This window comes from Pseudomonas sp. 2FG, from assembly GCF_005502935.1.
In the GTDB taxonomy this organism is placed as follows: domain Bacteria; phylum Pseudomonadota; class Gammaproteobacteria; order Pseudomonadales; family Pseudomonadaceae; genus Aquipseudomonas.
In genome coordinates, this window is record NZ_SCMP01000021.1 from 1 (window position 1) to 14,438 (window position 14,438).

The window sequence follows — 14,438 nt, forward strand, 5'->3', positions numbered from 1 at the left end:
AGTTGCAGTGCCCGAGCGAGACGCATAAAAAATCCGATGCCAATTCAGGCATCGGATTTTGATTTCTTGCGGCCCAAGGTCAAGCGAAAGGGCTTAACTGACTGGCATTAGCCCTTGCGGGCCCTCTTTTTTTGCCTGGAGAATAGGCATCGCCCGCCGTGCTCGACAAGGAATGCACCGTTCATGGATAAGACCCTCTGCCGCTATCACCCGGCACAACCCGCCACCTGGCACTGCCTGTCCTGTCAGCGGTATTTTGGCGACTGCTGCATGCCGCTGAATGCCGATGCTCCGGATGAGACACCTGCCTGCCCCTTGTGCCGGAGCCAGCTCGACTTTCTCGGCGCGGCCAACAGCGCCCAGCCCTTCTGGGAGCGGATTCCGCGCTTCTTCGCCTATGGCCTGCAAGCCGGGCCTCTGGCGTTCAGTGCGGTACTGGCGCTGGCCAGCCTGTTTATGCCGCATTCGATTCTGCTCTGGGTCGTGCTGTTCAGCATCGCCACCAAGTATTTCTACAGCGTGATCGAGGCCAACAGTGAGGCGCAAAAGCAGGCGCCGAGTCTGCTTAGCGCCTTTGTCGGCGAGGGTTTCGGGCTGTTCTTCAAGCAGTTGGTGGTGTTCTTCCTGTCTTTCGCTGCGCTGTGGCTGGCGGCCGACTTCGACAGCGAGGCACTGTACTGGGCGGTGAATATCGGCCTGTTGTTGGCGCTGCCGGCCAGCATCATTCGCCTGGCTTTGGATAAGACCTTAAGTGCGGCGTTGAGCCCGGACGAGGTGGGGCAGGTGATCAAGGCCATGGGCTGGCGCTATCTGATCCTCTGCGCCTTCTTGTTCATCCTCTGGCAATCGCCGAGCTGGGTGACCTACATGCTTTCCCATGGCTTGCCACGAGTGGTGCTGGTGCCGGTGGCGGCCTTCCTCTTCGGTTACTTCGGCGTGGTGATGTGCGCCATGATGGGCTACGCGGTGTTCCAGTATCAGGGCGCTCTTGGTTATGCGATGGCCGAGGAAGACAGCCAGCTCGGCTTTCCGACAGCCGAGTATCTACGTCGTCGCGCTTTGGCCGAGGCCGAGATTCGTCTGAAGGAAGGCCAGAGCGAGCAGGCCCTGGAAACGCTGGCCGCCGCATTGGAGCGTGATCCAGACGACCTCAAGTTGAATGAGCGTTTTCATCAGCTGCTGTATGGCTTGAATGCCCGTGAGCGGTGCCTGCGTCATCTGGCGCACTACCTGCCTTTGGCTGCGCGGATCAACCCGGCGCAAGCGGCTACCGCACTGCTCAATGCGCGCCAGTTCAAGGCGGACTTTCTGCCCGAGGATGCGCTGGTGTGCGAGCGACTGGCCGGGGCGCTGCTGGACCGGCACAAGACCCGCGAAGGCCTGAGCCTGCTGCGCAATTTGCACCAGCGCTTTCCCGATTATCCACACATCCCCCGGGCTTACCTGCTGGCGGCGCGAGGCTTTGCCGAGGGCCTGGGGCAATTGGAGCCGGCGCAGAAGCTGCTGGCCTTCGTGCGCGCGCGTTACCCGCAATCACCGCTGCTGAGTGAAGTCGCAGCTCTCGAGGCAACAGTCGCCCGGCTGGCGGCCAACGCCTGAGTCGGCCGCCGGTCACGACTACGGTTGGAGCGGGCCTGCTGCATTCAGCGGGCCAGGTGCTGCCGGTACAGGCTCAGTTGCTGGGTCTGTTCGGCTTGCGGGTAAGCGCCGTGGAGAAAGCGGCTCAGCTCGGCAATGCCCTGTAGATCGCCGCGTTGCCCCAGCAGCTTGGCCAGTTGCAGGGTCAGCGCCGGCAGTTGCGCCGGGTGGGCTTTGGCCTGGCTCAGCTTGCGCCAGGCGGCCAGGGCGCGTGGGGCCTCGGTTACGCGCAGCAGACGTTGCAGCAGGTGTAACTGCACGGCGGGATGTTGCAGCAGGCGCTGCTGCGGGTCGCTGCTGTCGTCGGCCAAACGCTGTAGCAGCGGCAGGCAGGCCGGTTGTGCCGGCAGGAGGAAGAACTGTTTTAGCAGAGCGCTCATCAGGGCGTGGTCCTGGCGACTCTTCGCCACTGGGTAGAGGCGTTCCAGCAGCAACAGCCGCCCGGGGTAGCGGGCCAGCAAATCCAGCCCGCGGGGTGCGGCTTGCTCCAGGGCAAAGCGTCCGATCAGTTGATCCAGCCCAGCCAGCTCGCGCTTGAACGGTGCGTCCGGGTCTTCCTTGTGCAGATAGGCATCGTCGACTTTTAGCTGGCCGCCCAGGCGTGGTAGCCAGACGGCGAGAAAGCCGGCGCCCATGCCGCCGAGGTGGGCGTAGTAGTTCACATGGTCGTCGGCGAGTAGCAGGCCATACAGCTCCTTACCCATCCACACCGGCAGGATCCACAGGGCAGGCGCGCGAAAGTAGCCGAACAGCGGACCCAACCAGTAGAAGAAGTTGATTCGCCGCAACCCGTAGATGCCCAGGTACATGCCCATCAGCCCGGAGATCGCCCCCGAGGCGCCAATCCCGCTGACCCATACCGGGTCCATGATCCACCACAGCAGGTGCGAGGCCACGCCGCTGAGCAGATACAACCCCAGGTAGACCCCGCGGCCCAGGGCGATTTCCAGGGCGAAGCCGAAGATGAACAGAAACAGCATGTTGCCGGCCAGATGGCCGAAGTCGGCATGCAGGAACATCGCACCGAACAGGCCTTGGACGCTGAATTTCGCCGGGATGAAACCGAAGCGCATGTTACTCAGTTGGTCGCGCGCGGCCTCGGCCTTCTGCCGTGCGGCCTGCCAGGCCGGATCGGCTAGGTAGGCGGGATTGTGATGCAGGCTGTTTTCAAACTGCAGGTCGCCGAGGATCAGCTCGGCGAGTTCCGGCCGGCGCATGGCGCCGAGGGCTTTTTGTTGCCCGCCGTCGAGCTCGTGGCGGGCACTGAATGCGTCGAGAAACAGGCTGCGCTCACGGTTGAGCAGGCCGCCATCGAGGTAGGTCTCTACCGCAGTGGCTTCGCGTGCGTTATCACCGCCCTGGTAGCCGAAGTAAATCAGCACATTGAGCAGGATCAGCAGCAGGGTGATGACTGGCGGCTTTTTCCAGTCCAGCGGGTGTTCGGCAGGGAGAATCAGCATCTACGGCCTTCCTTGGCGAGGGTGTGGTTCAGCTGCCGCGTTTGCTCTCGATGCGCTTCAGGATACCGCCTTCGAACCGGAGGAAGTACAGCATGCCGCCACTCCGGGGGCCGTAGACCCACTCCTGCACTTCGACTTCCACGCTACGGTTACCGGTGCGGGTCTTGGAATAGGCAATGACGTTCTGGCTGACCGGTTCGCCGCATTTGCTCTGTACTTCAACCATGCGGTCGCCTTCGCTGGCGATACCCTTTTCGCAGCGCAGCGAGGCGAAGCTTTCGCCGGCCAGCAGGAGCAGTGGCAGACCGAGCAGGGTAAGACGTGTTTTCATCGAAGTGGGCATCCTGTCCTATGGGGGAGGGAGGCAGCCTAGCATTGGCTGCCAAGGCCTGTCAGTTGCCGCGTTTACTCTCGATCTTGACCAGGCGATTAGCTTCGAAACGCAGGTAGTAGTACATGCCGTTGCGCGGACCGTAGGCCCATTCCTCGACCTGCACTTCGCTGCGCTCGCCGTAGTAACCGACGATCACCCGGTAGCCGAGGAAGTCGCGGCTGAGCGGTTCGCCACATTTGCTCTGCACCTCGCCGCTGTGATCGTCGAGGCTGATCAACTCGCTGCCACAGCGCAGGGTGGAGGCGGCCGAGACGGGGCCGGTCAAGAGCAGAAACGACAAGCCAAGCAAGACGGGGACTTTCACGGGACGGTCCGAAGCGGGTGCGGTGAGATCAGCCTACACCCGCGCCGGAGGGCTGTCAGTGGCGCCGAGTCGCGATAGGTTTCAGGCGCTTGCCGGCAAGGGGGCGGCGCTCATCGTCGAGCTAACCACGTAACCTGCACAGCGCAGGGTTTTGCCCTGAGCTGCGCAGGTCAGCTGCAGCCGTGGCCTTATTCGCTATCCAGGTGCAGGGGTGAGGCCACGCGACCGTCGGTTCCCGGCTCGCCGAGGCTGACGTCGAGCAGATAAATGCGTTCGTCCGCCAGCCCACCCTTAGCCACCAGATAGTCCTTGATGCTAGCGGCCCGCGCCTGGCCCAGTTGGCGCAGCAGCAGTTCACTTTGGCCCCAGAAGTTAAGGACCCCCTCGCGCAGTTTGGCGCTGCGCTCGTCATCGCCCAGCTCGGTCCAGTCGGCCGGTGGTTGCTGTTTCAGACGAGTGCGGTAGATGCCTTCCAGCATCGGCGCCTGCTCATCTTCGGGCACTTCCAGTTGACTGGCCTCGGCCGGCACCTTGTCGCCGCGGCGCTGCAGGATCTTGTAGTAAATGTATTGGTATTCGCGCTGCAGACGCTGTTGAGCCAACAGTGGGCCGTCACTCTTGGCGGCGCTCAGGCCTTCTACTTCCAGGCGCAGGCTCGGGCGCTCTTTAAGAGCCGCCGAGAGTGTGCTCAGGGCACTCTCGGCGTTGCCGTCCAACTCGTCACTGCCGGCGGCGAATTGCACTGTGCTGAGGTCGACAGCGCTACCGCCGCCGACCAGTCCGCCGATGAACTTGAAGGGCGCCTGTGCGGCGCGCAACACCAGGTTGCGCAGGGTTTGCCAGACTATCGGCATCACACTGAACTCGGGGTTGTTGAGATCGCCGGAGACCGGCAGCTCGATCTCGATTTTGCCTTCCGAGTCCTTCAGCAGGGCGACGGCCAGGCGTACCGGCAGGTCGACGGCGTCCGGGCTGTCGACCCGTTCTCCGAGTTGCAGCTTCTCGACCACCAGCTTGTTTTCGGCGGTCAACTGGCCTTTCTCGATGCGGTAATGCAGGTCCAGATTGATCCGGCCCTTGCGGATGCGATAACCGGCGAACTTGCCGGAATAGGGCGTCAGCGTGGTCAGTTCGACATGTTTGAAACTGGTGGTCAGGTCCAGGCTGTCCAGCGGCTCGAAGGGATTGAGGTTGCCAAGAATGCTGACCGGAGCATAGCGGTCGACCTTGCCCTTGATGTCGACTTTCGCCGGCTTCGGGTTGCGGCTATCGAGGGGGCCGATCTGGCCGTTGAGTTGCTGGATCGCGGTGGCGAAGTTGGGCGTCAGGCTGAAGTCGGCGAAGTTGGCCGAGCCGTCATTGATGCTTATTTCGCCAAGGTGGATGCCCAGTGGCTTGCCGGCCGCTGCGGGTTGGGCTTGGGGATCGGCTGGCTGTGGAATGAGCAGGTCGCTGACATTGGTGCTGCGATCCTCGTTGATCAGAAAGCGTGCATAGGGCTGGGCCAGGCTGACCTTGGCGATCTCCAGGCTGTCGCCATGCTGGTAGTTCAGGCCGTCGAGCAGCAACTGCTGCCATTTGACGAAGTCGCGTTCTTTAAGGGTGTCGAGGCTGTGCAGCTGGTTGACTTCGGCGCGCCCGGCGATGCTGAAGGCCAGTGGCTCGGTACTTTTCAGGTCGACGGCGAGGTCGCTGCCGAGCAGACCGCTGCGCAACTCCAGGTGGACCAAGGGGGCCAGGTAGGCTTGAGCCACGCGCAGGTCGATATCCTCGGTGGCGACCTGCAATTTGGCACTGATCGGGCTCAGGTTGACCTGGCCGGCGAGGTTGAGCTTGCCCTGTTTGCCGAGGCCGGTATCGAGCCTCAAGGTGAAAGGCGACTGGTTGAGGCTGTCGAAGTCCTGCAGGTCGAGATTGAGTGGGCCGAGCTCCAAGGCGACGGCCTGCTCGGGCAGGCGATCGGCCAGGTGGATCTGGTAGCCACGCAACTGGGTATCGCGCAGTAAGACTTGCCAGGGTTTGCTCGGCTCTGCCTGTGCGGCGGCTGGCGTTGTGGCGTCGGCAGTGGCGAGTGCTTGCGCGTCAGTCGTGCTGTCGGCTGCTGGCGTTGCGACTGGGGCCGGCTTGGCCGGTGGTGCGGAGGGGGGCGAGGCGAACAGTTTTTGCCAGTCCAGTTCGCCGTCCTTCTCGCGGGCAACCCAGGTTTCCAGGTTTTGACTGCGGATCTTGCCGACTATGACTTGTTGTTTAGCCAGGTCTAGCGAGGTCTCGCTGACTTCCAAGCGCTCCAGGCGTACCAGCGGGCGGCCATCGGTTGCCTTGATGGCGAACGGCGCGATGCTGGCGGAAGTATTGTTCAGCAGTAGCTCGGTGCTTTTGCTCAGATCCAGCCTGTAGTCGGTGGAGAGGCTGATGACGCCATCCTCCAACACTAAGGGCACGGCGTCGCGGACATAGGGCCAGAAGGCTTTCATCTTGCCTTCGGTGATCTTCAACTGGCCGCTGGAGGTGAGGGGCGTCAGGCTGATCTGCCCGCTCCAGTCGATGCGTCCACCGTGCGGGCCCTTGGCGACCAGGCTCATCTCGGAGTTGTCGTCCGCTAGGGTGCTGAGTTTTTTCAGCTCCAGATTGAGCGAGTCGTAGATGAACTCGACCGGCTCGCTGGGGCGCCGGTCGGCAAAGTGCAGGCCGCCTTCGATCAGTTGCAGGCGATCGATGCGCAGTGGAAACGGCTCGCTCGGCGTCTCCTCGGCCGGCGTCTCAGGGCTCGCCGGCCGTTTGAACAGCTGCGTCAGATTGAGCGTGCCGTCCTTGGCGAACAGGACCTCGGTGTGGGACTTCTCCAACTCGACAGCCGCCAGGTGCAGCGCACCGCTCCACAGGCTGTCCAGTTGCAGGTTGGCGTGCAGGCGTTCGAAGGTCAGCTGTTCGGCACCCGGCTCGCCCAACTGCAGGCCCCAGAGGGTCAGTTCCAGGCTGAAGGGGTTGAGCTCCAAACGCTCGAGGCTGGCCGGCACGCTGGCGAGTTCGGCCAGCTGTTGATTGGCGATACGCAGGGCTACGCCTGGGAGGATCAGGAAGCCGAGGAGGCTATAGAGGGCGAAGGCAATCAGCAGGGCGCCACCGGCGCGTTTCAATCCTTTGGGCATGGTGAGGCTTCATCTTTCCTGGCAAGAAGTGGTTTGGAGTATGGCACGCGCTTCGGGTTCAGCGCGTGATCTGCGCTGTTTCCTAGAGCTGAAGAATCAGGGTCTTCAGCGGTGGGCGGCCGTCCGCCGAGGGAAAGTCGGCGGCGGGCGCCAGCACTTGGCAGTCGCGCACCGGCCGGCCGAGCTTGTCGGCGCAGCGCAGCACCTGCTCACGCCAGTCTTCCAGGGCCACTTTCGCCAGGTTGTTGCAGCAAATCAGCACGCCATTCTCGGCGGTGGCCAGCAACGCGGGTTTCAGCAGGCTCTGGTAGTCACGCAGCAGGTCGACGGTGCCGAAGGCGCTTTTGGCCCAGGCCGGCGGGTCGAGCAGCACCAGATCGAACTGACGTTGTTGCAGGCGCAGGTAGCTCGGCAGTTTCTGCCCGCGGCGCTGGGCGATGGGTAGCCCCGCCAACTGGCGGATGGCGGGGAAATAGTCGGACTGGATAAATTCCATCGCCGGCAGTTCGGGGTTGAGCGCGGCGTTCTCGCGGCCGACCGCCAGATTGCCCTCGGCGAAATCCAGATTCCATACCTCGTGGGCGCCGCCGGCCGCCGCACACAGGCCAACGCCGCAGGTGTAGGCGAACAGGTTGAGCACGCTTTTACCGGCGCTGTGGGCTTTCACCCAGCCCCGCGCATTGCGCAGGTCGAGAAACAGCAGCGGGTCTTGACCGGCGTGGCGGCCACGCACGCGATATTTCAGCCCCCATTCGTGGCCGATCAGGTCTTCCAGAGCGGCTGCGCTGGCTTGGTAAACCGGGTCGCTGCGATCGATGCGGGAGTTGCCGCGCGAGCGGTCGTTATAGACCAGCAAGGTCTCCAGGCCGAGGCGCGCGTTGATGGCCGCGTGCAGTTCCAGCAGGGCCGCGTGTTCCAGTGTGCTGTGGAAACTCTGCACCAACAGTTGCCGGCCGTAGCGATCGATAGTCAGGCCGGCAGCGCCTTCCTGGCTGCCGTGGAACAACCGGTAGCAGTCGGTACCCTGCGCATGCAGTTCGGCCAACAGCGACTGACGAGTGTCGAGGGCGGCGCGCAGCGCCTGGTTCAAAAGGGGCATGCGCAGCGCCTTGGACTGGGCGGGGCAGTTTATCAGGGCGCAGGGCGATAACGCATAGCGTTACCCTGCGGACGGGACCGAGACGGCGGATAAATCTGCAGCGATTTATCCGCGCTACAGCCCTGTCGCGTTACTCGCGTTCGATCGCCAACGCCACGCCTTGGCCGCCGCCGATGCACAGGGTGGCCAGGCCTTTCTTGGCATCGCGCTTGATCATCTCGTGCAGCAGGGTCACCAGTACCCGGCAACCCGATGCGCCGATGGGGTGGCCGAGGGCGATGGCGCCGCCGTTGACGTTGACCTTGCTGGCCTCCCAGCCGAGTTCTTTGCCGACCGCCAGGGCCTGGGCGGCGAAGGCTTCGTTGGCTTCGATCAGGTCCAGCTGCTCCAGCGTCCAGCCGGCCTTCGCCAGGCAACGCTGGGTCGCCGAGACCGGGCCGATGCCCATGATCGCCGGGTCGACGCCGGCATTGGCGTAAGCGGCGATGCGCGCCAGCACCGGCAAGCCGAGGGCTTGGGCTTTGGCGGCGCTCATCAGCAGCACGGCGGCGGCGCCGTCGTTGAGGCTGGAGGCGTTGCCGGCGGTGACGCTGCCGTCCTGCTTGAACGCCGGCTTGAGCTTGCCCAGGGCCTCGCTCGTGGTGCCGGCGCGTGGCTGCTCGTCGGTGGCGAAGGCCAGGGGCTCGCCCTTGCGCTGCGGAATCAGGATCGGGGTGATTTCCTCGGCGAAGCGCCCGCCTTCGATGGCGGCCACGGCTTTCTGCTGCGAGGCGGCGGCGAAGGCATCCTGGGCCTCACGGCTGATACCGTACTTCTCGACGAGGTTTTCCGCGGTGATGCCCATATGGTAGTCGTTGAAGGCATCCCACAGGCCGTCGCTGATCATGGTGTCGATGACCTGCGCGTGGCCCATGCGCAGGCCGGTGCGGGCGCCCGGCATGACGTAGGTGGAGAGGCTCATGTTCTCCTGGCCGCCGGCGATGATCACCTCGGCGTCGCCGCAGCGGATCGCCTGGGCGCCCAGGTGCAAGGCTTTCAGGCCGGAGCCGCAGACCTTGTTCAGGGTCAGCGCCGGTACCGCATGGGGTAGGCCGGCCTTGATCGCGGCCTGGCGCGCCGGGTTTTGGCCGGCGCCGGCAGTCAGCACCTGGCCGAGTATCACTTCGTCGACTTCGGTGCCATTCAGGCCGGTCTGCTCGAGCAGGCTGCGGATCACCGCCGCCCCCAGATCGACGGCAGGAATGCCCGCCAGCGAGCCCTGGAAGCTGCCAACGGCGGTACGGGTGGCGGCGACTATAACGACTTCTTGCATGGCGCAGTTCCTCACGAATAGTGGGCGCGGCAAGCCGCGGCGGGGGCGTATGTTGGCACAGAGGCTTTGCTGGCGGCCAGATGCCGAGCCGAGCGGTCGTTCAACGCAGCGGCGGCAGCCCCAGGCGTCGGCGCGCGCGGGTTACGGAGCCGTTGCGCACCGCCCAGCGCAGCAGTGGTGCGGTGTGCTTGACGCCGCTGCGAATCAAGCGGCGCTGCAGGGGGTTGAAACCTAGGCTGAGCATCTGTGCGGCCCACTCTGGCAACAGGTCGATACCGGCGTGCAGCATCAGTGCGCCGACCGGCTTGGCCAGGGCGCTCGGCGCCGGGGCGTTGAACAGGACGCGGAGGATTTCCTCGCTGCGTTGATCGCAGAGTAATTGCGGGCGTATCTGTTCGAGATAGTCGGCGACCTCTTGCCGTGAGCGCGGCACCGCCTGCGCCCCCAGGCGTTCGGCGATCAGCGCGGTCTCGGCGTAGTAGGCATCCTGATCGGCGCCGGACAGCTGTGGGTTGCGATAGCGCAGGTGGGCGGCGAGAAAGCTGCTGACTTCGGCGACATGCACCCAGGTCAGCAGCGCCGGATCGCTGGCCGCATAAGGGCGGCCGTCCGCCGCGGTGCCCGTCACCTGCAGGTGAATGGTGCGTACCTTGTCGATCAGCCAGTTGGCGTCCTGGGTCGAGCCATAGGTGGTGCCGGAGACGAATTGTCCGGTGCGGCGCAGGCGGCCGAGCAGGTCTGCACGGAAGTTGGAGTGATCCCAGACGCCGGCCAGCACCAGGGGATGCAGCGCCTGCAACATCAACGCGCCGATGCCGCCGATCAGCATGCTGGTGAAGTCGCCATGCACCTGCCAGCAGATGGTGTCGGGGCCGAACAGGCCGGGGTCGCCTTGGGGGTTTTCGAAGTCGATCTGGCCCAAGGCCAGGCCGGTGAGGCCAAGAACCTGGCTTTCGATACGGCGGCGGATAAATTCCATAAGGGTGGACCGGGTGTTTCCAAGGGCGAAAAGCCCAGGCCGGGTAGCGCCTCTTGGCGAAATCCGGCCTGGGTTCAGTGAGTCGAGAAGCCCGCGGAGCGTTGCCGTGTCAACGATTCAGACGCTTGTCGATCAGGCTGTCGACCACGGATGGGTCGGCCAGGGTCGAGGTATCGCCCAGGGTGTCCAGCTCGTTGCAGGCGATCTTGCGCAGGATGCGCCGCATGATCTTGCCCGAGCGGGTCTTCGGCAGGACGGGGGCCCACTGGATCAGTTCCGGCCGGGCGAAGCCGCCGATCTCCTTGCTGACCAGCGCGAGTAGCTCTGTCTTCAGGGCCTCGTTCGCTTCAATGCCATTCATCAGGGTGACAAAGGCATAGATACCCTGGCCTTTGATGTCATGCGGGTAGCCGACCACCGCGGCCTCGGCCACGGCATCGTGCAGCACCAGGGCGCTCTCCACTTCGGCGGTGCCGATGCGGTGGCCGGAGACGTTGATCACGTCGTCGACGCGGCCGGTGATCCAGTAGTCGCCATCTTCATCGCGGCGCGCGCCGTCACCGGTGAAGTAGTAGCCGGGGTAGGGTTTGAAGTAGGTGTCGATCATCCGCTGGTGATCGCCGTAAACGCTGCGGATCTGGCTTGGCCAGCTGGCCTTGATCGCCAGTACGCCTGAGCCGGCACCCTGGATTTCCTGGCCTTGCTCGTCCAGCAGGGCCGGCTGCACGCCGAAGAACGGCTTGCTCGCCGAACCGGGTTTGAGCAGGCTGGCGCCGGGCAGCGGGGTGATCATGATGCTGCCGGTTTCGGTCTGCCACCAGGTATCGACGATCGGGCAGCGTCGCTCGCCGACCACATTGAAGTACCACTCCCAGGCTTCCGGGTTGATCGGCTCGCCGACGCTGCCGAGCAGGCGCAGGCTGTTGCGCGAGGTTTTCTGCACCGGGCCTTCGCCTTCGCGCATCAGCGCACGCAGAGCGGTCGGCGCGGTGTAGAAGATATTCACCTGATGTTTGTCGATCACCTGCCAGAAACGCGAGCTGTCCGGGTAGTTCGGTACGCCTTCGAACACCAGGGTGGTCGCGCCGTTGGCTAGCGGGCCGTAGACGATGTAGCTATGGCCGGTGACCCAGCCGATGTCGGCGGTGCACCAATAGACATCGCCGTCGTGGTAGTCGAACACGTACTTGTGGGTCATGGCGGCCATCAGCAGGTAGCCGCCGGTGGTGTGCAGCACGCCCTTGGGTTTGCCGGTGCTTCCTGACGTATAGAGGATAAACAGCGGGTCTTCGGCGTCCATCGGCTCGGGCGGGCAATCGTCGCTGGTGCCGTGCAGCGCCTGGTGATACCAGAGGTCGCGGCCTGCGACCCAGCCGATCTCGCCCTGGGTACGTTCGACCACTATCACGGTGGAAACGTCCGGGCAGCTCAGCAGCGCCTTGTCGACATTGTTTTTCAGGCCGATGTACTTGCCGCCGCGCACGCCTTCATCGGCGGTTATCACGGTACGGCAGTCGGCATCGAGGATGCGGTCACGCAGGGCATCCGGGGAAAAGCCGCCGAACACCACCGAGTGCACGGCGCCGATTCGGGCGCAGGCGAGCATGGCGTAGGCCGCTTCCGGCACCATCGGCATGTAGATGCAGACCCGGTCGCCCTTCTGTACGCCGCGGCTCTTCAGCACGTTGGCCAGGCGGCAGACGTGGTGATGGAGTTTCTTGTAGGTGATATGGGCCGACTCGGCCGGATTATCGCCTTCCCAGATGATCGCGATCTGCTCGCCGCGTCGTTGCAGATGGCGGTCGATGCAGTTGTAGCTGACGTTCAGCTTGCCGTCCTTGAACCAGGTGGCCTGGCCTTGCTTCAGGTCGCCGTGATGCACGCTGTGCCAAGGCTTGAACCAGTCGAGGAAGGCGCTTGCCTGTTCGGCCCAGAAGGTCTCGGGGTGGTCGATGGACTGCCGGTACAGGCGCTGATAGTCGTCGCTGTTCAGGTGCGCGCGTTGGCGCACGGCATCGGCGACGGGGTGGGCGGTGATCTCGAACATAGCGGGTCCTTTTTGTTGTGTTGCCGCAATGCCCGTAAGGGTGCACCCAGGCCGCTGCCTGGTTCAAGTGCTTCCCCGCCTGCTGTTAGTGCGGCAGCGGCTGAAGGATAGTCTGTGGATAGTCCAATTGCCGAGTGACGAAGGTTACGGTGGCGCTGCCGTACGCGCTGTCTATAGCGCTTAGCGCGCGATCCAGGGCCGCGACGGGCTTTGTCGAGTCCAGCGCTGGTGCGTGGCGGGTCCAGGCAGCACGAAGCCGGCGTGGAGTTACCAGGCCGGCTTCGTGTGCTTGCATGGGGCTTGAGCCTTAGCCGCGATGACGGCCGCGGAAGTAGTCGATCAGTCCTTGAGTGGAGGCATCCTCGGCCGGTTGCTCGTTGCCGCCGGTCAGGCGCTGATAGACGCCTTTGCCCAGCTCCTTGCCCAGCTCCACACCCCATTGGTCGAAGGCGTTGATACCCCAGAGCACGCTCTGCACGAACACCTTGTGTTCGTAGAGCGCCACCAGTGCGCCCAGGCGTCGCGGGCTGATGCGCTCCATGGCCAGGGTGTTGCTCGGGCGGTTGCCGGGGATCACCTTGTGCGGCGCTAGGCGCTGCACTTCGTCTTCGGGCAGACCCTTGGCGCGCAGCTCGCTCTCGGCCTCGTCGCGGTTCTTGCCGAGCATCAGCGCCTGGCTCTGCGACAGGCAGTTGGCATACAGCCATTGATGGTGATCGGCGACCGGGTTGTAGCTGACCACCGGCACTATGAAGTCCGCCGGAATCAGCTGGGTGCCCTGATGCAGCAACTGGTGGTAGGCGTGCTGGCCGTTACAGCCGACCCCACCCCAGATCACCGGGCCGGTGTCGCAGGTCACCGGGCTGCCGTCCTGGCGCACGCTCTTGCCGTTGGACTCCATGTCCAACTGCTGCAGGTGCTTGGTGATGTTTCTCAGGTAGTGGTCGTAGGGCAGGATGGCGTGGCTTTGCGCACCCCAGAAATTGCCGTACCAGACCCCGAGCAGCGCCAGCAGTACCGGCATGTTGCGTTCGAAGGGCGTGCTCTGGAAGTGCTGGTCCATGCTGTAGGCGCCGGACAGCAGCTCCTTGAAGTTGGACATGCCGATGGCCAGGGCAATCGGCAGACCGATCGCCGACCAGAGCGAGTAACGGCCGCCGACCCAGTCCCACATCGGGAAGATATTCTCTTCGCGGATGCCGAAGGCCATCGCCGCCTCACGGTTGCTGGATACCGCGATGAAGTGCTTGTAGAGCTCGCCCTCCGAACCGCCCTGGGCCAGGTACCAGCTGCGTGCGGCCTGGGCGTTCTTCAGGGTTTCCAGGGTGTTGAAGGACTTCGACGAGACGATAAACAGCGTGGTCTCGGCGCGCAGGCCTTCCGACAGTTCGTGGAATTCACTGCCGTCGATATTCGCCAGGTAATGGCAGCGCACGCCCTGTTGGGCGAACGGCAGCAAGGCTTCGGAGACCAGTTGCGGGCCGAGGAAGGAGCCGCCGATGCCGATATTCACCACGTCGGTGATCGGCTTCTCGGTGTAGCCGCGCCACAGGCCGTTGTGGATGCGCACCACCAGTTCGGTCATCTGATTGAGCACGCGGTGGACTTCGGGCATCACATTGACGCCGTTGACTATCAGGCGTTCACCGACGGGCCGGCGCAGCGCCGTGTGCAGGGCCGGACGGCCTTCCGAGGCGTTGACCAGCTCGCCGTCGAACAGCGCGCGAATGGCCTGCTCCAGGCCCGCTTCGCGCGCCAGGCCGACCAGCAGATCGCGAGTCTGCGCGTCGATCAGGTTTTTCGAGTAATCGAGGAAGAGGCCGCAGCTGCTCAGGGAGAACTGGCTAAAGCGCTGGGCGTCGGCATTGAACGCCTCGCGCATGCTGAAGTCCTGCATGGCTGCGCGATGCTGGCTCAGCGCCTGCCAGGCGGGCAGGGTAGTAACGTCGAGCGGGTGTTGGTAATACGCCATGGCCTGCAACTTCCTTCTAACGTGAAGAACCTTTGAACACTAAAAAGCCCGGAGCGTTCCGGGCTTTCAGTTTAGCGGCGCTGG

10 protein-coding genes are annotated in these 14,438 nt (G+C 64.0%); 1 reads left to right on the plus strand and 9 read right to left on the minus strand.

Annotated elements, in window-relative coordinates; all coding sequences use genetic code 11:
* Positions 1-183 precede the first annotated feature (183 nt).
* Positions 184-1,599 (plus strand): hypothetical protein, encoded by a 1,416-nt coding sequence (locus FFS13_RS17815; RefSeq protein ID WP_137820393.1) that lies wholly within the window; start codon positions 184-186, stop codon positions 1,597-1,599.
* Positions 1,600-1,643: 44 nt separating this feature from the next.
* On the opposite strand, the gene FFS13_RS17820 is transcribed toward FFS13_RS17815, so the two are convergent.
* The 9 genes from FFS13_RS17820 to pgi all read right to left on the minus strand — a co-directional run bounded on the left by FFS13_RS17820 (position 1,644) and on the right by pgi (position 14,354).
* Positions 1,644-3,098: a rhomboid family intramembrane serine protease gene (locus tag FFS13_RS17820; protein ID WP_137820394.1), complete on the minus strand. Its 1,455-nt coding sequence runs from the start codon at positions 3,096-3,098 to the stop codon at positions 1,644-1,646.
* 28 nt (positions 3,099-3,126) lie between these two features.
* Entirely contained in the window at positions 3,127-3,429 is a 303-nt protein-coding gene (locus tag FFS13_RS17825; RefSeq protein WP_256657942.1) for a DUF2845 domain-containing protein, read from the minus strand.
* A 61-nt stretch (positions 3,430-3,490) separates the two neighbouring features.
* A complete protein-coding gene (locus FFS13_RS17830) occupies positions 3,491-3,796 on the minus strand; it encodes a DUF2845 domain-containing protein (protein ID WP_137820396.1) in 306 nt (101 codons plus the stop codon).
* Between the two features lie 188 nt (positions 3,797-3,984).
* Entirely contained in the window at positions 3,985-6,945 is a 2,961-nt protein-coding gene (locus FFS13_RS17835) for a DUF748 domain-containing protein (RefSeq protein ID WP_137820397.1), read from the minus strand.
* Between the two features lie 82 nt (positions 6,946-7,027).
* Positions 7,028-8,044 (minus strand): class I SAM-dependent rRNA methyltransferase, encoded by a 1,017-nt coding sequence (locus tag FFS13_RS17840; RefSeq protein WP_137820398.1) that lies wholly within the window; start codon positions 8,042-8,044, stop codon positions 7,028-7,030.
* 130 nt (positions 8,045-8,174) lie between these two features.
* Positions 8,175-9,356, minus strand: coding sequence for an acetyl-CoA C-acetyltransferase (locus FFS13_RS17845; protein ID WP_137820399.1), 1,182 nt, complete (start codon positions 9,354-9,356; stop codon positions 8,175-8,177).
* Positions 9,357-9,456: 100 nt separating this feature from the next.
* On the minus strand, positions 9,457-10,335 hold the full coding sequence (locus FFS13_RS17850; RefSeq protein ID WP_137820400.1) for an oxygenase MpaB family protein: 879 nt from the start codon (positions 10,333-10,335) through the stop codon (positions 9,457-9,459).
* 109 nt (positions 10,336-10,444) lie between these two features.
* The gene (acs, locus tag FFS13_RS17855; protein ID WP_137820401.1) at positions 10,445-12,382 is read right to left on the minus strand and encodes an acetate--CoA ligase; all 1,938 of its coding nucleotides are present in this window, start codon (positions 12,380-12,382) and stop codon (positions 10,445-10,447) included.
* A gap of 307 nt (positions 12,383-12,689) precedes the next feature.
* Positions 12,690-14,354, minus strand: coding sequence for a glucose-6-phosphate isomerase (pgi, locus tag FFS13_RS17860; RefSeq protein WP_137820402.1), 1,665 nt, complete (start codon positions 14,352-14,354; stop codon positions 12,690-12,692).
* Positions 14,355-14,438 lie beyond the last annotated feature (84 nt).